Origin of the sequence: Bacillus timonensis (assembly GCF_004799755.1) — a bacterium.
Lineage (GTDB): Bacteria > Bacillota > Bacilli > Bacillales > Bacillaceae_L > Ferdinandcohnia > Ferdinandcohnia timonensis_A.
Map to the genome: position 1 here is coordinate 1 of NZ_SLUB01000050.1, position 19,923 is coordinate 19,923.

Annotated in this window: 16 protein-coding genes; 2 read left to right on the plus strand and 14 right to left on the minus strand. The window is 41.3% G+C overall.

Annotated features, from left to right (window positions below; genetic code table 11):
• The first annotated feature begins 447 nt into the window (after window positions 1-447).
• Window positions 448-963: a MerR family transcriptional regulator gene (locus tag E1I69_RS19335; RefSeq protein ID WP_161974945.1), complete on the plus strand. Its 516-nt coding sequence runs from the start codon at window positions 448-450 to the stop codon at window positions 961-963.
• 59 nt (window positions 964-1,022) lie between these two features.
• Here E1I69_RS19335 and E1I69_RS19340 read toward each other — a convergent pair whose 3' ends face one another.
• The 7 genes from E1I69_RS19340 to E1I69_RS19370 all read right to left on the minus strand — a co-directional run bounded on the left by E1I69_RS19340 (window position 1,023) and on the right by E1I69_RS19370 (window position 8,922).
• Window positions 1,023-1,643, minus strand: a complete 621-nt coding sequence (locus tag E1I69_RS19340; protein ID WP_136381204.1) for a thymidine kinase — start codon at window positions 1,641-1,643, stop codon at window positions 1,023-1,025.
• Between the two features lie 362 nt (window positions 1,644-2,005).
• Complete coding sequence (rpmE, locus tag E1I69_RS19345; RefSeq protein ID WP_116351985.1) at window positions 2,006-2,206, minus strand: 50S ribosomal protein L31; 201 nt, start codon at window positions 2,204-2,206, stop codon at window positions 2,006-2,008.
• 358 nt (window positions 2,207-2,564) lie between these two features.
• A complete protein-coding gene (rho, locus tag E1I69_RS19350) occupies window positions 2,565-3,857 on the minus strand; it encodes a transcription termination factor Rho (protein ID WP_116351984.1) in 1,293 nt (430 codons plus the stop codon).
• Between the two features lie 426 nt (window positions 3,858-4,283).
• Window positions 4,284-5,246 (minus strand): class II fructose-bisphosphatase, encoded by a 963-nt coding sequence (gene glpX, locus E1I69_RS19355; RefSeq protein WP_136381205.1) that lies wholly within the window; start codon window positions 5,244-5,246, stop codon window positions 4,284-4,286.
• A gap of 146 nt (window positions 5,247-5,392) precedes the next feature.
• Complete coding sequence (locus E1I69_RS19360) at window positions 5,393-6,679, minus strand: UDP-N-acetylglucosamine 1-carboxyvinyltransferase (RefSeq protein ID WP_136381206.1); 1,287 nt, start codon at window positions 6,677-6,679, stop codon at window positions 5,393-5,395.
• A 672-nt stretch (window positions 6,680-7,351) separates the two neighbouring features.
• Window positions 7,352-8,209, minus strand: coding sequence for a class II fructose-bisphosphate aldolase (locus tag E1I69_RS19365; protein ID WP_136381207.1), 858 nt, complete (start codon window positions 8,207-8,209; stop codon window positions 7,352-7,354).
• 341 nt (window positions 8,210-8,550) lie between these two features.
• Window positions 8,551-8,922 carry a response regulator gene (locus E1I69_RS19370; RefSeq protein WP_136381208.1) on the minus strand — a complete coding sequence of 124 codons (372 nt, stop codon included), beginning with the start codon at window positions 8,920-8,922 and terminating at the stop codon, window positions 8,551-8,553.
• 277 nt (window positions 8,923-9,199) lie between these two features.
• Between E1I69_RS19370 and E1I69_RS19375 the strand changes: the two genes are divergently transcribed.
• Window positions 9,200-9,733, plus strand: a complete 534-nt coding sequence (locus E1I69_RS19375; protein ID WP_136381209.1) for a DUF2529 domain-containing protein — start codon at window positions 9,200-9,202, stop codon at window positions 9,731-9,733.
• A gap of 61 nt (window positions 9,734-9,794) precedes the next feature.
• Here E1I69_RS19375 and E1I69_RS19380 read toward each other — a convergent pair whose 3' ends face one another.
• The 7 genes from E1I69_RS19380 to E1I69_RS19410 all read right to left on the minus strand — a co-directional run bounded on the left by E1I69_RS19380 (window position 9,795) and on the right by E1I69_RS19410 (window position 19,907).
• Window positions 9,795-11,402 carry a CTP synthase gene (locus tag E1I69_RS19380; RefSeq protein WP_136381210.1) on the minus strand — a complete coding sequence of 536 codons (1,608 nt, stop codon included), beginning with the start codon at window positions 11,400-11,402 and terminating at the stop codon, window positions 9,795-9,797.
• A 266-nt stretch (window positions 11,403-11,668) separates the two neighbouring features.
• Window positions 11,669-12,241 (minus strand): DNA-directed RNA polymerase subunit delta, encoded by a 573-nt coding sequence (gene rpoE, locus E1I69_RS19385; RefSeq protein WP_136381211.1) that lies wholly within the window; start codon window positions 12,239-12,241, stop codon window positions 11,669-11,671.
• A gap of 196 nt (window positions 12,242-12,437) precedes the next feature.
• Complete coding sequence (icmF, locus tag E1I69_RS19390) at window positions 12,438-15,698, minus strand: fused isobutyryl-CoA mutase/GTPase IcmF (protein ID WP_136381212.1); 3,261 nt, start codon at window positions 15,696-15,698, stop codon at window positions 12,438-12,440.
• A 21-nt stretch (window positions 15,699-15,719) separates the two neighbouring features.
• A complete protein-coding gene (locus E1I69_RS19395) occupies window positions 15,720-16,340 on the minus strand; it encodes a TetR/AcrR family transcriptional regulator (RefSeq protein ID WP_136381213.1) in 621 nt (206 codons plus the stop codon).
• Between the two features lie 88 nt (window positions 16,341-16,428).
• Window positions 16,429-17,568 carry an acyl-CoA dehydrogenase gene (locus E1I69_RS19400; protein WP_136381214.1) on the minus strand — a complete coding sequence of 380 codons (1,140 nt, stop codon included), beginning with the start codon at window positions 17,566-17,568 and terminating at the stop codon, window positions 16,429-16,431.
• A 281-nt stretch (window positions 17,569-17,849) separates the two neighbouring features.
• Window positions 17,850-18,983 (minus strand): acyl-CoA dehydrogenase, encoded by a 1,134-nt coding sequence (locus tag E1I69_RS19405; RefSeq protein WP_136381215.1) that lies wholly within the window; start codon window positions 18,981-18,983, stop codon window positions 17,850-17,852.
• A gap of 69 nt (window positions 18,984-19,052) precedes the next feature.
• Window positions 19,053-19,907, minus strand: coding sequence for a 3-hydroxybutyryl-CoA dehydrogenase (locus E1I69_RS19410; RefSeq protein WP_136381216.1), 855 nt, complete (start codon window positions 19,905-19,907; stop codon window positions 19,053-19,055).
• Window positions 19,908-19,923 lie beyond the last annotated feature (16 nt).

The window sequence follows — 19,923 nt, forward strand, 5'->3', positions numbered from 1 at the left end:
AGATGTGTATAAGAGACAGTCCAGACACCTTGGACTGCCTCTGGTTTCCTTTTTTTAGGAGAGTGAGGGTACTCCAGACACCTTGGACTGCCTCTGCATTCCATATTTTAGGAGATTAAGGTTACTCCAGACCTCTTGGACTGCCTTGGGTTTCCTTTTTTTAGGAGAGTGAGGGTACTCCAGACACCTAACTGAGTTCATTCTGCTTTTTTAGTGGTACTCTGGCTTCATCAGCTCCGTATCTTAACTCCATACTCAATTCCTTCAAATTTCGCTGTCGAATTACATCTTTTCTGTAGGTTTGCTTCTTTCTTTGACGAAAAGCTACTAGTTTTGTCTACCCGGCAGGATTTTACATTGAGCAGGGAGAATCGTACTACTATACAAAGAACGGGAGAAATTGAGGCATAGCATAGCGGAAGAAAAAAATTCGGGGGAGTGATTGGTGTGAATACTGCGGAATTTGCAAAAAAATTGGGAGTTTCAACAAAAAGCGTACGAAAGTGGATTAAAAACTTTGAAATACCATGTAAAAAAAATGAATATGGCCACTATGTATTTGAGGAAATGGACCTTCCATTATTCGAAGGGATACGGAATCAAGTGAAATCTGGGGTCCCATTTGATAAAATCAAATTATCACCACCAGAACCTAGGAAGGGGACTGCACGGAAAATGGTACAAGCTTCAGAAAAAACTCTTTCAGATAAATTAAACACGATCATGGAACGGATTAAAGAGAACGAAAGACGGATCGACGAAAAAGCAAGTGATGTTGTATCCTATCAACTCTTGCAGCATCGCAAAGAAATCGATGAATTACAAAAAAGAATGCAAAAAATGGAGGCATATATCGAGCAGCTCGAAAAGGAAAAGGAAGAGCTTCAAAAACAAACAGCCATCACCCTTGAAAAAGTGGAAGGGTCTAGAAAACGTAAAAAAGTACTCGGGTTTCTATTTTAGATCAGGACTGACAGCCTGGTCTTTTTTATATTCAAAAAAAAGCACTCCCACGGAGCGCCTTATAACTTCATTTTATCCTTTTGTGCAACTGACTTTAGTAGTGGTTTTCCCGGTACTTCATGATGGTGACGGCAACGAGGCTCGTATGACTCAGAAGCTCCGACTAAAATTACTGGATCATCATAAGAGGCTGGTTTTCCATCGATCAAACGCTGTGTTCTGCTTGAAGGAGATCCACACACAGAGCAAACAGCCTGTAATTTCGTAACCAACTCAGCTAACGAAAGTAACTCTGGAACTTTTCCAAACGGTTCACCGCGGAAGTCTTGGTCTAAGCCAGCAACGATAACGCGATGGCCACGGTTTGCGAGAATTTGGACAACTTCCACAATCTCATCGTCGAAAAATTGCACTTCGTCAATTGCGACAACGTCTGTTTCAGCGCAAGTCTTTTCCAAAATTTCTGCGGAGCTTGCCACTGGAATTGCGACAAAGGATGTCCCGTTGTGAGATACAACAGAATGATCACTATATCGATTATCAATTTGAGGCTTAAATACCTGAACAGATTGTCTAGCAAATTCAGTTCGACGAACGCGTCGAATCAACTCTTCGGATTTTCCTGAAAACATGCTTCCACAAATTACTTCAAGCCAGCCACTTTGCTTCATAATATACATGAAACTAGATCCTTCCTTTCCTCGGTTGTTACTAGCCTTGAGTCAACTATTGACTGTAAGTATGAGGATTATTGATATGAGGTTAAAATTAATGCGAGTTAAATAAGTCTAGTAGCACAAAAAACAGGCAAGAAGAAAAAACTTGCCTGTTTTTGGCTTTATCAAATGCGCCTTAGCGTATTTGCGCCCAGATTTTAGGCCCTCAGGAAGTGGGTCACAAAGACGTTGCCACAGGAAGTGGCGTTCTTAGTCTTTGATCTTACGACCCGAAAAATTTCCTTTTAAAATCTGTGGCATCCGCCGGAGGCTTTAATTTTATTCGGTCGAGACTGTAGTCCCGACTGAATAAAGTTAAATCAGTATTATTTAATACCGTATTTTTTGTTGAATTTATCTACACGTCCACCTGCATCAGCGAATTTTTGACGGCCTGTATAGAATGGGTGACACTCTGAGCATACCTCAACGCGTATCTCCTCTTTTACAGAACCAGATTCAAATTCATTGCCACAAGCACATTTCACCATAACTTTTTTATAGTTTGGATGAATTCCTGATTTCATTCGTCTCATCTCCTTCCGCCCTGAATCCTTGATCGAAACAGAGTTACGTTTTAGCAAAATTGCATGTACAATTTCGATAGGATATTCAAAACGTCGGCTAAAAATGACACATCGAATTTCTTCATTGGCTTGTTTTTCCGTTGCTCACGTATCCAATACATACGCTCCGCTACTCAAAACTGCACCGCCTCGAAATTCTCGGTCCTTTTCAACCTCCTATTTGAATTCTTATTATACCTAAAACGCACATGTTGAAATTATAACAAGTGAAGCCATGAATTGCAACTTAATCCTGCTGTCAAAAAACGTTAATTTTTCCAACATGAATATCGGCGCGGACTCACGCAACACATACTTCTTATGCCTCAGGTCTGCTGCTGCTTCTCCGAGCAATTGCCGCTTTCTTTTCTGCTTCAAGCATTTCAAAGAACTCTGCATTTGTCTTAGTTTGCTTAAGTTTACGTAAAAATTTCTCCGCAAAATCTGGTTGATCTGACATTGCTTTACGGATTGCCCAGATTTTATCGAGATTTTCTTTTTCAATAAGAAGCTCTTCTTTACGAGTACCAGAGCGACGAATGTCGATGGCAGGGAAAATACGTCTTTCGGCAAGTGAACGATCTAAGTGTAGCTCCATGTTACCCGTTCCCTTGAATTCCTCATAGATGACGTCATCCATCCGTGAGCCTGTATCTACCAATGCAGTCGCAAGGATTGTTAAGCTTCCGCCCTCTTCGATATTTCTTGCTGCCCCGAAGAAACGCTTTGGACGGTGGAATGCTGCTGGATCAATCCCCCCTGATAACGTACGTCCACTTGGAGGAATCACAAGGTTATAAGCTCTCGCAAGACGCGTAATACTGTCCATAAGAATAATCACATCACGTTTGTGTTCTACTAGACGCATCGCTCTTTCTAGCACTAGTTCCGCAACCTTTATATGATTTTCTGGCACTTCGTCGAAAGTGGAACTTACCACGTCACCTGCTACAGAACGTTCGATATCTGTAACCTCTTCTGGACGCTCATCGATTAATAGGACAATTAATTCAGCCTCTGGATGGTTCGTTGTAATGCTGTTTGCGATTTCCTTAATCAGCATTGTTTTACCAGCCTTTGGTGGTGCTACGATAAGACCACGCTGACCGAAACCAACTGGTGCTAAAATGTCCATAATTCGAGTAGATATATGATTGGGCTTTGTCTCTAAGATCACTTGGCGATCTGGATATAGAGGTGTTAGACCAGGAAAGTGGACACGTTCCTTTGCAGATTCTGGGTCATCCCCGTTGACAGCCTCAACATGCAGAAGACCGTAATAGCGTTCATTCTCTTTTGGAGGACGTACTTTACCCGAAACCTTATCCCCATTTCGCAGGTCAAAACGACGGATTTGGGAGGCTGAAATGTAGATATCCTCTGAGGATGGGGAATAGTTAATAGGGCGTAGGAAACCGAATCCTTCTGATTGGATAATCTCAAGAACACCCTCCATAAATAAAAGGCCATCCTGTTCAGCACGTGCTTTTAAAATCGCAAAAATTAACTCTTTCTTCGTTAATTTGCTATAGTAGGAAACCTTATATTCCCGTGCTAATTCATATAATTCTTTTAGCTTCATGTTTTCCAAGCTTGAAATTGTAATACTCATTGGTACACCACTCTTTGATTTTTAGTTTATTTCTCGTAATGCTTTCCAATTGATTTGCTTTAAATTATTCAGCAGATACGCAAGGCCGCATTTGATGATTGGTTCATTCGTCCATCATATAAAAGCGTTTTCGTATTTTCTCCTCTCAGTGATAAAGAGACACTATGAAACATTTTATATGAATCGATATGGATGGAATGATTTAGAAGCATTCTGAGGATTGCATTGAAGTTTTAACCGCGTTACGGTTGTGCAAAGGAAATCCTTTATTTTGAATTTTTTAGAAGTATAATGAACAGTCTATTCTCCCTTATTTTACCCTATTCTCGCATTTTTAATCAATACCCTTATTTTGATAGAGTTATGACGTTTTTGTGTTAAAGCCTTGATTATAAAGAGAAGCGAGTACAAAGACTCGCCTCTACTCTATTTAATTACTAAATTTGGCTTTTTCTTCAAGCTATGTCTACCGTCTATGAATCTTACAGTTCCTGACTTTGCACGCATAACAAGTGAATGAGTTGTCCCGATTGAGCCTTTGAATTGAACTCCTCGTAAAAGCTCTCCATCAGTGACACCTGTTGCCGCAAAAATGGCATCATCCCCACTGACTAAGTCTTCCATACGAAGTACCTTTGTAACATCAAGACCCATTTTTATACAGCGAGCAATTTCTTCATCGTTTTGCGGAATAAGTTTCCCTTGAATTTCGCCACCTAAACATTTTAAGGCAACCGCCGACAAAACACCCTCAGGAGCACCACCGGAGCCAAATAAAATGTCCACACCTGTATGATCGAATGCTGTGTTGATTGCACCAGCAACATCACCGTCATTAATTAACTTAATACGAGCCCCTGCTTCACGTAGCTGGGCGATGATATGCTCATGTCTTGGACGATTTAAGACAGTCGCCACAACGTCTTCAATATCCTTGTTTTTTGCTTTTGCGACTGCTTTTAGGTTGTCGATAATTGGTGCATTGATATCGATTAACCCGACTGCTTCTGGTCCGACCGCAATTTTATCCATATACATGTCTGGGGCATGAAGCAAATTCCCATGATCAGCTACCGCTAACACAGAAAGCGCATTCCATCCGCCGGATGCTAATATATTGGTTCCTTCCAGTGGGTCAACGGCAACGTCCACTCTTGGTCCATAGCCATTCCCAAGCTTTTCGCCTATATAAAGCATTGGGGCTTCATCCATTTCTCCTTCTCCGATGACAACTTGTCCCTTCATTGGGATTGTGTCAAATACATCTCTCATCGCAGAGGTTGCTGCACCATCTGCCTCGTCTTTTTTACCACGACCCATCCAACGAGCTGATGCCAATGCTGCTGCTTCTGTAACTCGTACGAGCTCCATTGATAAGCTTCTTTCCATGATCCTTCCCCCTAGCTGGTAGTAGTCTCTTTGTGCCGTATGTTTAACATTCTCATATCATAAAAACGTTTTCTCTCTACTTTTCCATTTAAGGATACATGAAAACTCCCACTTTTTGTAGTGGGAGTTTGGAAATTATTACTGAATTATGAATTTTGAAGTTGTTCAATTTCATCTTCTGTTAGGCTTTCTCTCCAAATGGTTGCGCCTAATCCTGTTAATTTTTCTTCTAAATGGCTATAGCCACGGTCGATATGCTCAAGACCTGTAATTTCAGTTATACCTTCTGCCATGAGGCCTGCCACAACAAGTGAAGCACCTGCGCGCAAGTCACTTGCCTTCACTTTTGCCCCTTGAAGTTGGACTGGTCCAGTGACAATCGCTGAACGACCTTCAACCTTAATTTGTGCATTCATGCGACGCAGCTCATCGATATGCTTAAATCTTGCGCCATAAATCGTATCGGTTACAACACCTGTACCACTTGCTTTTGTAAGTAAGGATGTAAAAGGCTGTTGAAGGTCAGTTGGAAAGCCTGGATACACAAGCGTTTTAATATCAACAGATTTCAAATCTTTATTTCCAGCAACCCAGATTTGGTCGTCGCTTGTTTCAACGGTTACACCCATTTCGCGGAACTTGGCAATCAAGGATTCTAAGTGAAGTGGGATCACGTTATCAATTAATACCCCTTCACCCATCGCGGCTCCAATAATCATATATGTACCTGCTTCGATACGATCAGGAATAATGGTATGGCGGCAGCCCTGTAAGGAATCAACGCCATCAATTCGAATCACATCTGTTCCGGCACCTTTAATTTTCGCACCCATGCTTGTCAATAATGTAGCTACATCGATAATTTCCGGTTCTTTCGCGGCGTTTTCAATGATCGTACGTCCTTTTGCACGCACTGCTGCTAACATGATATTAATGGTTGCACCTACACTTACAACATCAAGGTATATACGAGCACCTCTTAGCTCATCTGCACGAAGATAAATCGCACCTTGTTCGTTCGTTACTTTTGCTCCAAGTGCTTCAAATCCCTTAATATGTTGGTCAATTGGTCTTGGACCTAAATGGCATCCACCAGGCAAGCCAATTACAGCCTTTTTAAAACGACCGAGCATCGCACCCATTAAGTAGTAGGAAGCACGTAGCTTTTTTACTTTTCCGTTCGGTAATGGCATGGACACAATATTGGTTGGGTCAACATAAATTTCTTCTTTATTTATCTCTACATGGCCCCCAATTTCTTCAAGCAAATCACCTAAAATTTGCACGTCTGAAATGTCAGGAAGGCCTTCAATTGTAACTGGCGATTCTGCTAGGATCGTTGCTGGAATGAGGGCAACTGCGCTATTCTTCGCCCCACTGATTTTCACAGATCCTTTTAGTGGATAACCGCCTGCTATCTTAAGTTTTTCCATAAGTGGCTCCCTTCTAGCGAAGATGACGGTTAGTAAGGGAAACCTCGAATTGCCAAGGGTAGACGCTATCCGGTGAACACTACTGGATGAAATCTAGCTGTGAGGCAGTTCTATTCCCTTATTTACCTAAAAAACATACGGCACTTCACTCGAATTGGTATATTTTAACATAAATTTACTGCGTGATTGTACAAGTATTAATTCTTAGTTTACACGAAAATATAAAAATCATGTTTCATTTTATACCTTTTCGCAAAAACAATCAAATCATCCCATTAAAGATATTTCTTTAGGGAACAGTTCATAGGACTTAAGTTATACTTTTTTCTTTTGGTTTTTTAGAAGCAGTTTACGTGAAGTTTCATGTTGTTGAAGTGAATCTTGTTGAAGGACTTTTATCTAAGTTGTTTAGTTCGTCTATGTTTTTATTTGGGTAAATCTAACAAATCAGCTCCTTCCACTTTTTATGTGTTGATGATCTGTAATTACCCCTAGACTCCCAAATTGCTGGCAAGTTTTTAAAAATTGTCTTGCGCTTTTCTTATTATAACGTAAGAAAACCGCTATTTCCAAATCACGTTATACATAACAGGAAATTAGCGGCTTTTCTATATGGTTTGGAGACGAATCCCCAATCTATTTAATTAGACGTTCGAAATTCAAAAAGGTTTCTTACGCTCTTCCAGAAGAACCAAATTCACGCATTTTGCCTTTTACAGTTTCACGAATCGCATCGCGAGCAGGTCCTAAGTATTTACGTGGATCATACTCATTTGGCTTAGCAGCAAGTGTTTCACGCACTGCTTTAGCTGAAGCAATTTGGTTTTCTGTGTTTACATTGATTTTTGCAGTTCCAAGAGAAATCGATTTTTGAATATCTTTTGTAGGAATACCAGTTCCACCGTGAAGTACAAGTGGTAAACCGGTTTTGTTTCCGATCTCTTCCATTTCTTTGAAACCAAGGTTTGGTTCACCTTTGTAAGGACCGTGAACAGAACCTAGAGCAGGCGCTAAGCAATCAATTCCAGTACGGGTAACAAGCTCAACACACTCATTTACGTCCGCATAGATAACACCCTCAGCAACTACGTCATCTTCTTGTCCACCAACAGTACCAAGCTCAGCTTCTACAGAAACTCCGTGGAAATGTGCAAGCTCAACTACTTTAGAAGTAATCTCAATGTTCTCTTCAAATGGATGATGAGAAGCATCAATCATAACAGATGTGAATCCAGCGTGAATTGCTTTCGCACAATTCTCGAAAGAAGAACCATGATCAAGATGGATTGCAACTGGAACGGTAATGTTTGATTCTTCCATGATTGCTTTAACCATCGCAACTACCACTTTGAATCCACCCATATATCGGCCAGCACCTTCAGAAACACCAAGAATAACTGGTGAATTTTCTTCTTGTGCAGCTTGTAAAATCGCTTGTGTGAACTCTAGATTATTTAGGTTAAACTGACCTACTGCATACCCTTCTGCTTTTGCTTTTTCAAGCATTTCTTTCATTGAAACCAAAGGCATGTGAATTTCCTCCTTTTGTACCGTTTTTATTGTGTAAAATAAGGAAATAATTCCTATACACATAGAACCACGGCAAAGAAACGCCGGGGTTAATTGTATACCTATTCCAAGAATTTCGTATCACCTAATAGAATGACCGAAACAAAAACATAATATGTAGACTTTTAGATAGAAATGAACAGACAAAAAGCACACAAAAATGCTCTTTGCTTAAGGAATAGCAACAATACAGTACTAAGCATATCACAAGATTTTGATTTCGCAAGAGACTATCATTTCCCCATTTTATCATGAAGCGTTTTCATCTTAATCATAATGCGGTTTTGTATTTTTTGTGATTTTTATTCGGATTTTAATGGGATATTTGCTCGAACCGCTTCGCGTAGTTCATCAATATCAAACGGTTTTGCAAAATGGGTAATTGCTCCCAAATCCTTAGCTTCTTGGATCATATCAAGCTCACCATAAGCCGTCATAATAATGACTCGAATGTCCTGGTTGATTTTTTTAAGTCTTTTTAAAATTTCAATCCCGTCCATACCAGGGATTTTCATATCTAGTAAAACTAAATCTGGAGAGTGTTTTTGAACGATTTCGATTGCTTGTACTCCATTAGCTGCTTGGAATGTCTTGTAACCTTCTTTTTGAAAAACTTCGTTTAACAGTATTCGTATTCCGTATTGGTCATCCACAATTAAGATTTTCTCTGACATTCTTGTAAAAACCCCCCTTAAAATAGATAAAAAAATTAGAATAATTGCTTGGTTTTTTACGATCGCTATTATACGTTCGTTTTTTCGAATATTATTATATCGTTATTCATTTTTAATTCTACCAATAGCAACATTTTTCCTTCTTTTTACGTAGAAAACTTTTATTTCCAACACCGAAACAAGTTTTCTCAACAGAAATCGACATGATTTCTTATTTTTTTCGTATAACGTTATAATGAAAATATGTGGAAAACGAATAGAAAGGAATTTTACGTGTATGCTGAAAATTTTTACTACCCAACTTCAGGGTCATTTTAACAGAATTATGGAAAAAGAGGAAATGAATATGGAGGATGGCGCAAGGATCCTTGCCCAGTCAGTTATTAGCAATGGCTCCATTTTCGTTCATGGCTTCGGTGAAATGGCTGCCGTTGAAACGGAAGCTCTATTTGGCGCTGAACCATTAAAATCTGCTAAGCCTTTATTTACGAATAATAAAATAAATGAGGTTGAAGGTGTTGACTCTGTTCTATTGATTACTCGTTTTTCAACTGATGAAGAAGCGATCAAGCTCGCGGAAGAACTTCGCGGCAACGGAATTCAAACGGTTGCGATTTCTGCGATTGTAAAAACAGAGGATGAACGCACTCTTAATAAAATCGTAGATATTCATATAGATAGTAAGCTAACGAAGCCCCTAATTCCAGATGACGTCGGGACCCGCTTCGGTTTCCCAAGCGTGATGACAGCCTTATACGCCTATTTCGGACTAACATTTACAATCAAAGAAATGGTCGACGAATTTGAATAAAGTAGAATGCAAACAAAGAAAGGCGAGTGTCTATTCACTCGCCATCTCTACTATTCCCGTATTACATTTTCTCTGCGCTTGTTAATGATGCTCGAATAAATTCTCTAAACAAGGGTTGAGGACGGTTTGGTCGTGATTTAAATTCTGGATGGAATTGTGAAGCCACGAACCATGGGTGGTCTTTCAACTCGATAATTTCCACAAGTCGTCCATCTGGACTTGTTCCTGAGAAGACAAATCCAGCAGCTTCCATTGCTTGGCGATAATGATTGTTAAACTCATAACGGTGGCGGTGACGCTCATACACCACTTCGTCATTATATGCCTCATACGCTTTTGTCCCTTCTTCAATTTTACAAGGGAAAAGTCCAAGTCGTAGTGTTCCACCTAAATCTTCAATATCCTTTTGTTCTGGTAATAAGTCAATGATTGGATGTGGAGTATCCGGATCAAGTTCTGCAGAGTGTGCTCCTTCTAAACCAAGTACATTGCGAGCAAACTCAACAGATGCTAATTGCATGCCAAGGCATATGCCTAGTAATGGCGTTTTTGTTTCTCTAGCGTATTTTAGTGCTGAGATTTTACCATCAACCCCACGGTCACCAAATCCACCAGGAACGAGAATTCCATCTGCTCCATCAAGAAACTCAGCAACATTTTCATCTGTGACTTCTTCAGAATTCACCCAGTTGATATTGATATCTGAATCAAATGCATAACCGGCATGCTTTAATGCTTCTGCTACAGAAAGATACGCATCCTGAAGCTCTACATATTTTCCAACCAACGCAATATTGGTCGTTTTAGTAAGGTTTGTCACTTTCTCAACAAGGTGGACCCAATCAGTCATGTCTGCTTCCTTGCAATCTAGTTGAAGATGCTCGCATGCAATTTGATCAATACCTTGTTGTTGAAGAGATAATGGGATTGAATAAAGAGTTTCTGCATCGCGACTCTCGAAAACAGCTCTTGAATCAATGTCACAGAATAACGCAATTTTATCCTTCATTTCTTCTGAAATCGGCATTTCTGTACGGAGAACAATGATGTTCGGCTGAATTCCAAGGCTTCGAAGCTCCTTTACACTGTGCTGGGTCGGTTTTGTTTTCATTTCCCCGGCAGCTTTAATGTATGGAACAAGCGTACAATGCACATACATCACATTGCGAGAGCCCACGTCACTTTTGATTTGACGAACAGCTTCTAGGAAAGGTAGTGATTCGATGTCTCCAACCGTACCACCAATCTCAGTTATGACGACATCTGCATTTGTTTCATGGCCAGCACGGAATACTCTGTCCTTGATCTCGTTTGTGATGTGCGGAATAACTTGAACGGTTGCACCTAAATAATCTCCGCGACGCTCTTTCTTTAAGACAGTTGAATAGATTTTACCTGTTGTAACGTTGCTATATTTGTTTAGGTTAATGTCGATAAAACGCTCGTAATGCCCTAAATCAAGGTCTGTTTCAGCGCCGTCGTCGGTAACGAACACTTCCCCATGCTGGTATGGACTCATGGTTCCTGGGTCCACGTTAATGTATGGGTCAAATTTTTGGATCGTTACATTCATTCCTCGGTTTTTCAATAAACGGCCTAAAGATGCGGCAACAATCCCTTTTCCAAGGGACGATACAACCCCACCTGTTACAAAAATATATTTTGTCATCTTTCTTTTTCCCCCATTCATGTAATTAGTTAAAGTTTGCTCAAATTTATGAAATTGTATAAAGGAATCTTTCTGGGTACGGGGATTGTCTTTTTTACTCCTATAAAAATAAAAAAGCCCCACTTACAATATGTAAGGGAGCGAAACTTGTAATATGGTTTCGTAGATACTCTTTTTTTAGAGCCCAAAAAGTATTCTACCGAGTTAAGATTGAAAAGTCAATACGAAGTTTAAGTGGAATTTAGTTACCAATCACGGCTTCAGACTTAGTCTTCTTCCTCTTCTTCTAGTTCTTCCTCTTCTTCATCGATCTCATATTCTTCGTCATCGAGTAGTTCATCCTCGTCGTCGAAATCCTCTTCCTCATCGTCAATGTCATCGAAGTCTTCGTCGTCTTCTTCCTCTTCGTCTTCATCGTCGATGTCTACTAGATCTTCATCTTCTTCATCATAATCTTCATCGAAATCAAGATCATCCTCATCAAGGTCATCGAAGTCGATAAGATCGTCATCTTCGTCTTTCTTCTTCTTGCCCTTTTTCTTCTTCTTCGGCTTTTCAGTATGAGTAACCTCTTCATCGATCTGCTCATATGGATACCAAGTACGAAGTCCCCAACGGTTATCACCTAAAGTGATAAAACGACCATCGATATTAATATCTGTATAAAACTGAGAAATTCTTGCGCTAAGTTCTTCTTCGGAAAGCTCTAATGCTTTTGCTACTTCGTCAACTAGCTCGTTAAATGCGATTGCATCTTTTCTCCCTAAGAAAATCTCATACGCTACTTCAAGCATTGACATTTCTTTTATTTGCTCTGGTGAGTATTGATTTAGACTCATCAAGGCACTCCCTTTCTATGTATGTAACTACAAATCTTGGTAAAAACTTGAGTATAATGTTTTAACTATGAACTACAATAAAAATAAGTTCTGTAAAATACATATCATTCATTATAAACAAAATCAACCACTTTATGCCAGTCAATACATTTTTTAAGGCTGAGTCAACCTTTTTTGACCCAGCCTCGATTATTTTCTACATATTTCTACGGTATTGTCCACCCACTTCATAAAGGGCCTGTGTGATTTGTCCAAGACTTGCAACCTGTACCGTTTCCATTAATTCCTCAAAAATATTGCCATTATTAACTGCAACCTGTTTTAATTTCTTCAATGCTTCTTCTACTTTATCCTTATTTCGGTCCTGAAATCCTTTTAAATTTTTAATCTGAAGTTCCTTTTCTTCCTTTGTTGCGCGGGCAAGCTCGATATTGTTTAATTCCTCTTCTGTTGGTGGATTCGGATTAAGGTACGTGTTCACCCCAATAATCGGAAGCTCTCCCGTATGCTTTTTCATCTCATAATACATCGACTCATCTTGAATCTTCCCACGTTGATACTGAGTTTCCATCGCACCAAGAACCCCACCACGGTCATTCAGTCGGTCAAATTCTTGCAGTACCGCTTCCTCAACTAGGTCTGTTAATTCCTCAATGATGAATGAGCCTTGTAATGGATTTTCATTTTTCGTTAAACCATGTTCTTTCGTAATGATCATTTGAATCGCCATCGCCCGTCTTACAGATTCCTCTGTCGGTGTGGTAATCGCCTCATCATACGCGTTCGTATGAAGGGAATTACAATTATCATGTAGAGCCATAAGCGCCTGTAAGGTCGTACGAATATCATTAAAATCAATTTCCTGAGCATGTAAGGAACGACCTGAAGTTTGCACATGGTACTTTAATTTTTGACTGCGCTCATTTGCCCCATACTTTTCTCTCATAACTGTTGCCCAAATGCGGCGTGCCACGCGTCCAATCACCGTATATTCAGGGTCCAAGCCGTTACTAAAGAAGAAAGAAAGGTTTGGTGCAAAATCATCAATCTTCATGCCACGGCTGAGGTAGTATTCCACATAGGTAAACCCGTTTGATAATGTAAAAGCAAGCTGAGAAATGGGATTCGCTCCCGCTTCAGCAATATGGTAGCCGGAAATCGATACGGAATAATAGTTACGCACTTTGTTGTCAATGAAATACTCCTGGATATCCCCCATCATTCTAAGGGCAAACTCTGTTGAAAAAATGCACGTGTTTTGACCTTGGTCTTCTTTTAAAATATCGGCCTGAACAGTACCACGAACAGTTTGTAAAGTCTTTGCGCGAACCTCTTGGAATTCCTCGACTGTTAACATGCGACCAAGCTCCTGTTCGCGCTTTTCGACCTGTTGGTGAATCGCCGTATTCATAAACATCGCGAGAATAATTGGCGCTGGACCATTGATCGTCATCGACACGGATGTGGAAGGTGCACATAGATCAAAGCCTTTGTACAGCTTTTTCATATCATCAAGCGTACAAACGCTGACCCCACTTTCGCCAACCTTTCCATATATATCAGGTCGATATGCCGGGTCCTCTCCGTATAAGGTTACAGAATCGAATGCCGTACTTAATCGTTTGGCATCATCATCCTTCGATAAATAGTGAAAGCGGCGATTGGTTCGTTCGGGGGTCCCTTCACCAGCAAACTGACGCTTCGGATCTTCCCCTTCACGCTTGAACGGAAACACCCCAGCCGTATACGGGAATGCCCCCGGCACATTTTCTTTATATACCCATCGTAAAATTTCCCCAAAGTCCTTAAAACCAGGTAGAGAAATTTTCGGAATCAATAAACCAGAAAGGCTCTTTGTCTTTAGAATCGTAACAATTTCCCGATCGCGGATTTTGGTAATGAACTTCTCGCCCTTGTAGATTTCTTTTGTCGCTTCCCAGTTCGCCAGGATTTTTTTCGATTCATCCGAAAGTTTTGCTTCGTATTGAGTTTTTAAGGTTTCAAGGGTTGTGACGACTTCGGTGTCTCCAAGCTCCTTCACACTTTCAATAGTACCGCTAATTTGGAATAGCTTTCGCGCAATCTCGACCTGCTCTGCTGCTTTTTTATGATAATTTCGAACCGTATCGGAAATCTCACGCAAATAATAACGGCGGTCATTTGGAATGATCACATTTTGTTTTTGAACATCGGCAGTTTTTTCAAAGGACGTTTTCCAATCCGTGCCCATTTTTTCGTTAATGATAGCAACTAAATTTGCAAAAAGGGCGTTCGTTCCAGGGTCATTGAATTGACTTGCAATCGTCCCGAACACCGGCATTTCTTCATAGTCTTTTTCAAATAAAAGATGGCTGCGCTGGTACTGTTTTTGCACCTGACGCTTGGCATCCTCAGAGCCCTTGCGCTCAAATTTGTTAATAACAATGAGGTCCGCGTAGTCAATCATGTCGATTTTTTCAAGCTGTGAAGGCGCACCGAATTCACTTGTCATGACATACATCGAGATGTCACAAACCTCTGTAATCTCAGCATCCCCTTGCCCAATTCCACTCGTTTCAACAATGATTAAGTCAAATCCTGCTGCTTTTACAACTGCGATGGCGTCTTTGATCGCTAGTGATAACTCTGATTTTGAACCCCTTGTCGCAAGGCTTCGCATATACACTCTTGGGTTAAAAATCGCATTCATCCGGATTCGGTCACCAAGTAAGGCTCCACCCGTTTTTTGCTTTGTTGGGTCAACGGACAGAATCGCTACCTGTTTATCATCCATTTCATTGATAAAGCGACGAATTAATTCGTCCGTGAGTGAGCTTTTCCCAGCCCCTCCTGTACCCGTAATCCCCACAACAGGGACCTTTTTTTCAAGGCCTTTTATTTTTTGTATGATGGTTTCTGCGGCTGCCGCTGTCTCAACTTTGCTACCTATGTGATTTTCAGCAATTGTAATCAGCTTTGCAATGGTTTTGTAATCCCCTGATTGTAGTAACTCAAGTTCATCTGTTAGTTCCGTACTTGTTGGATAATCGCATTCTTGCAGCATTTTATTGATCATCCCTTGAAGTCCCAGGAGACGACCGTCCTCAGGCGAAAAAATACCGGCAATACCGTATTCATGAAGCTCCTGAATTTCACGAGGGATGATAACTCCGCCACCACCGCCATAAATTCGGATATGAGAGGCTCCCCGCTCCTTAAGAAGATCATACATGTATTTAAAATATTCCACATGACCGCCTTGATAGGAGGAAATCGCGATGCCTTGTGCATCCTCTTGTATGGCTGCATTGACTACTTCCTCTACGGAGCGATTATGCCCAAGGTGAATGACCTCTGCTCCACTTGCCTGCAGGATGCGGCGCATAATATTAATCGAAGCATCATGCCCATCAAACAAACTTGAAGCCGTCACAAACCGCACATGATGCTTGGGACGATATACTTCTACCGTACTCATTTGCTTCTCCCCCAAACCCTTTTATTTTTCAATCCCCTTTAATAAAAACTCTGTTTGCATGTCAATATATTCTTCAAGAGTAAAAAGCTTGCGCATCGCCCAGCGGCGAAAGCCCCACATCTGGCCTAGCACGAAAATATTATGAGCAACAAGCTCAACCTGCTTCTTTGGCAATTGAAGTTCCCCTTTTGCAATACAGTCCTCAATTGCTTTTTCAAACATGCCGACCATTTCGACTTCTTTATTAAGCACATATGGCAGCGCATCTTTCGAAAGAGATTTAGCCTCCTGATAGAGAACAAGAACCTCGTCTTGCATTTCATCCATGACAAGGAAGTAATTGCGAATCGCAAGCTTCAAGCTTTCGATACTACCTTCCTTCGTGTTGATCGCTTGCTGGAGTCGTTCCTGAACTTGGTCATAAATACTATCTACAACCAAATAGAGAACGTCCTCTTTCTTTCGAATATATTCATACAGCGTACCGATGCTAAAACCGGCTGCCTTCGCAATCTCCCGGGTTGTCGAGCGATGAAACCCTTTCTCCTTAAAAAGCGTCACCGCTCCTTTAATCATCTGGTCTCGCCGTTTCTTAATTAGCCGCTCATCCTTTACCGAAGCCGGCACATCATTCCTACGCATTCCTTCACCCCCTACTGGGACAGAGGGACAGGTTCATCGTCCCACCATTTTTTCCCTGGTTGGTACACTCAGACCTCCCCATGTCCCACTATTTTGTTAGCATTCTTGAGATTACTAGACGTTGAATTTCTTGGGTTCCTTCGTAAATTTGGGTGATTTTTGCATCACGCATGTAACGCTCTACTGGATAATCCTTCGTATACCCATAACCACCAAAGACTTGGACTGCGTCTGTCGTAACCTTCATTGCCGTGTCTCCAGCAAACAGTTTTGACATCGCCGATTCTTTACCATATGGAAGCCCTTCTGATTCTAACCATGCTGCTTGATAGGTTAAGAGACGTGCTGCCTCGACACTAGTTGCCATATCCGCCAGCTTGAAGCCCACCCCTTGTTGAGCTGCGATTGGTTTGCCAAACTGAACACGTTCCTTCGCATACGCTGTTGCCGCATCAAGTGCACCTTGAGCAATTCCTACCGCTTGTGCGGCAATTCCGTTTCGACCACCGTCAAGCGTCATCATCGCAATTTTAAAGCCTTCTCCCTCTTCCCCAAGCAAGTTTTCTTTAGGTACACGGCACTCTTCAAATATAATTTCAGTTGTCGGTGATGAACGAATTCCCATTTTCTTTTCTTTTTTCCCTACCGAGAAGCCTGGGAAGTCGCTCTCGATGATAAATGCGCTCGTTCCTTTATGTTTTGAGGATGGGTCTGTTAGGGCAAACACGACATAAATATCGGCAATCCCACCGTTTGTGATGAAGATTTTCGAACCATTTAACACATAATGATCGCCTTCAACTCTCGCAGTTGTTCTCATTCCACCTGCATCTGAGCCAGAGCCAGGCTCTGTTAAACCATAGGCACCCATTTTTTCACCCTGTGCCATTGGACGTAAATATTTTTGCTTTTGCTCCTCACTACCAAACTTGTAAATGGGCCACCCTGCAAGTGATGTATGGGCAGAAAGAGTGACACCTGTTGATGCACAAACTCTTGAAAGTTCCTCGACAGCGATACAATATGCTAAATAGTCACTGCCAATCCCACCATATTCCTCAGGCCACGGAATCCCCGTTAAGCCAAGTTCTGCCATTTTGTCGAAAATTTCACGATCAAAGCGCTCCTCTTCATCGCGCTCTGCCGCAGTTGGTGCCACTTCATTTTTTGCAAAATCACGAACCATTTTTCGAATCATTTCATGCTCTTCTGATAATTTAAAGTACATAGCTGGTACCTCCACTTTCATAGAATGTTAGTTTGTGTGATGAATTGCGTGTTTGTAGTTAGATTTGTGTTGTTGGACGGATTTTTGCGTCGGAACTCGCGGATTTGCGTCTAATTCTGGTTTTTTGTGTCGAAATCCGTAGATTTGCGTCCAATGCCGGTTTTATGCGCCGAAAAATACAGATTTGCGTCTAATCCGTAATATTTGCGTCAACACTCACACATTTGCATCCTCAACCAGATATTTGCGTCAAAACTCACAGTATTCTCGTACATACCCCGTCACAAATGCTTACTAATCACAATCCGTTGAATCTCGCTAGTGCCCTCATAAATCTCTGTTATTTTTGCATCTCGGAAGAATCGTTCAACCGGATAATCCTTCGTATAGCCATAGCCGCCATAGACCTGAATTGCCTCTGTTGTTACTTCCATTGCGGTTTTAGATGCATACAGCTTTGCCATCGAGGATTCCTTGGCACACGGCAAGCTTTGCTCCTGTAAAAATGCTGCCCGATAGACAAGTAGTCTTGCAGCTTCCACTGCCGTCGCCATATCCGCCAGCTTAAAGCCAACACCCTGTAACGAGGCAATTGGTTTGCCAAATTGATAGCGACTCTTCGAATACTCCACAGCGTGTTCTAGGGCTCCCTCTGCAATTCCTAGAGCCTGAGCGGCAATGCCGATACGACCCATATTTAAATTCGCCATCGCGACCTTAAAGCCTTCACCTTCAGCACCGAGAACATTTTCTACTGGCACCATTACATCCTCTAATGTAATTTGTAGGGTCCGGGAACCATTGAGCCCCATTTTATGCTCATCTTTCCCGAACACAAAGCCCGGGGTATTTTTTTCAACAATAAAAGCCGTTATACCCTTGCTGCCCGTTTCGGCAGGATTGGTACGGGCAAACACAATATACACATCCGCTTCCCCGCCATTTGTGACAAACATCTTTGAACCATTCAACACATAATGGTCATCCTGCTTCACGGCCCTTGTTTTTAAGCTGGCTGCATCTGAGCCAGCGCTCGGTTCGGTTAGACAAAAAGCCCCAAGATACTCCCCACTTGCGAGTTTTGGAATGTATTTTTGCTTTTGCTCCTCTGTTCCGAAATATAAAATTGGGTGCGTTCCAACTGAAGTATGAACGGATAAAATAACCCCGATTGTCGCACTCACCTTAGACAGTTCATTGATCGCAATAATGTAGGATGTAAAATCCATCCCGGCGCCGCCATATTTTTCAGGGGTTGTAATTCCCATTAGACCAAGGGACCCCATTTTAGAAAGAATTTCTCGTGGAAACTCACCATTTTCCATGCGTTCTATATATGGTGTGATTTCCTCTTTTGCAAAGTCACGGACCATTTTTCGCATCATTGCTTGTTCTTCTGTAAAATGAAAATTCATGCTGTTCCCCTCCAATGTGGGATCTTGATGATGTGGGTTGTTTGTAAGAGTTGTCACTCAAATTCACCCCTATCCTTCATATGTGTAGAAACCTCGACCTGACTTTTTACCTAACCAACCCGCCTTGACGTATTTGCGAAGCAATGGACATGGTCTATATTTATCATCGCCAAAGCCTTCGTGGAGGGTCTCCATAATATAAAGACATGTATCAAGTCCGATAAAATCAGCTAAAGTTAAGGGTCCCATCGGATGGTTCATTCCAAGCTTCATGACTTCATCAATTGCTTCTTTTGTGGCCACTCCTTCATAAAGGGTATAAATGGCTTCATTGATCATCGGCATTAAAATGCGATTTGACACAAATCCCGGAAAGTCATTCACTTCAACTGGAACCTTATTTAACGTTTTGGTCATATCTTCAATGACTTGATATACTTCATCGGCTGTTGCTAAGCCGCGGATAATTTCAACTAATTTCATAACTGGAACTGGATTCATAAAATGCATGCCAATTACTTTTTCCGGACGTTTTGTTGCCGCCGCAATTTCTGTAATTGGAAGAGAGGAAGTATTTGTTGCTAAAATAGCGTTCTGAGGTGCAATTTCATCAAGTTGTGAGAAAAGCTTTGTTTTGATGTCCATGTTTTCAACCGCTGCCTCGATGACTAGGTCAACATCAGATGCATTTTGTAAGTCAAGAGACGGGGTAAGTCTTCCTAATATCGCAGCCTTGTCATCTTCACTCATTCGACCTTTATCCACTTGACGTGTAAGGTTTTTTGTTATTGTCGAAAAGCCGCGATCTAGGTACTCCTGTTTTAAGTCGTGGAGTTTCACGTCATAGCCTGCCATTGCACATACCTGTGCAATCCCTGAACCCATTTGCCCTGCACCAATAACCATTACCTTTTGTATATTCATCTCACATACCTCCAGC

Bases quoted from the DNA above. Each gene is read 5' to 3' on its own strand.
- E1I69_RS19340 (WP_136381204.1), bottom strand. From the start codon at position 1,643: ATGTATATTATGAAGCAAAGTGGCTGGCTTGAAGTAATTTGTGGAAGC.
- rpmE (WP_116351985.1), bottom strand. From the start codon at position 2,206: ATGAAATCAGGAATTCATCCAAACTATAAAAAAGTTATGGTGAAATGT.
- rho (WP_116351984.1), bottom strand. From the start codon at position 3,857: ATGAGTATTACAATTTCAAGCTTGGAAAACATGAAGCTAAAAGAATTA.
- glpX (WP_136381205.1), bottom strand. From the start codon at position 5,246: ATGGAAAGAAGCTTATCAATGGAGCTCGTACGAGTTACAGAAGCAGCA.
- E1I69_RS19360 (WP_136381206.1), bottom strand. From the start codon at position 6,679: ATGGAAAAACTTAAGATAGCAGGCGGTTATCCACTAAAAGGATCTGTG.
- E1I69_RS19365 (WP_136381207.1), bottom strand. From the start codon at position 8,209: ATGCCTTTGGTTTCAATGAAAGAAATGCTTGAAAAAGCAAAAGCAGAA.
- E1I69_RS19370 (WP_136381208.1), bottom strand. From the start codon at position 8,922: ATGTCAGAGAAAATCTTAATTGTGGATGACCAATACGGAATACGAATA.
- E1I69_RS19375 (WP_136381209.1), top strand. From the start codon at position 9,200: ATGCTGAAAATTTTTACTACCCAACTTCAGGGTCATTTTAACAGAATT.
- E1I69_RS19380 (WP_136381210.1), bottom strand. From the start codon at position 11,402: ATGACAAAATATATTTTTGTAACAGGTGGGGTTGTATCGTCCCTTGGA.
- rpoE (WP_136381211.1), bottom strand. From the start codon at position 12,241: ATGAGTCTAAATCAATACTCACCAGAGCAAATAAAAGAAATGTCAATG.
- icmF (WP_136381212.1), bottom strand. From the start codon at position 15,698: ATGAGTACGGTAGAAGTATATCGTCCCAAGCATCATGTGCGGTTTGTG.
- E1I69_RS19395 (WP_136381213.1), bottom strand. From the start codon at position 16,340: ATGCGTAGGAATGATGTGCCGGCTTCGGTAAAGGATGAGCGGCTAATT.
- E1I69_RS19400 (WP_136381214.1), bottom strand. From the start codon at position 17,568: ATGTACTTTAAATTATCAGAAGAGCATGAAATGATTCGAAAAATGGTT.
- E1I69_RS19405 (WP_136381215.1), bottom strand. From the start codon at position 18,983: ATGAATTTTCATTTTACAGAAGAACAAGCAATGATGCGAAAAATGGTC.
- E1I69_RS19410 (WP_136381216.1), bottom strand. From the start codon at position 19,907: ATGAATATACAAAAGGTAATGGTTATTGGTGCAGGGCAAATGGGTTCA.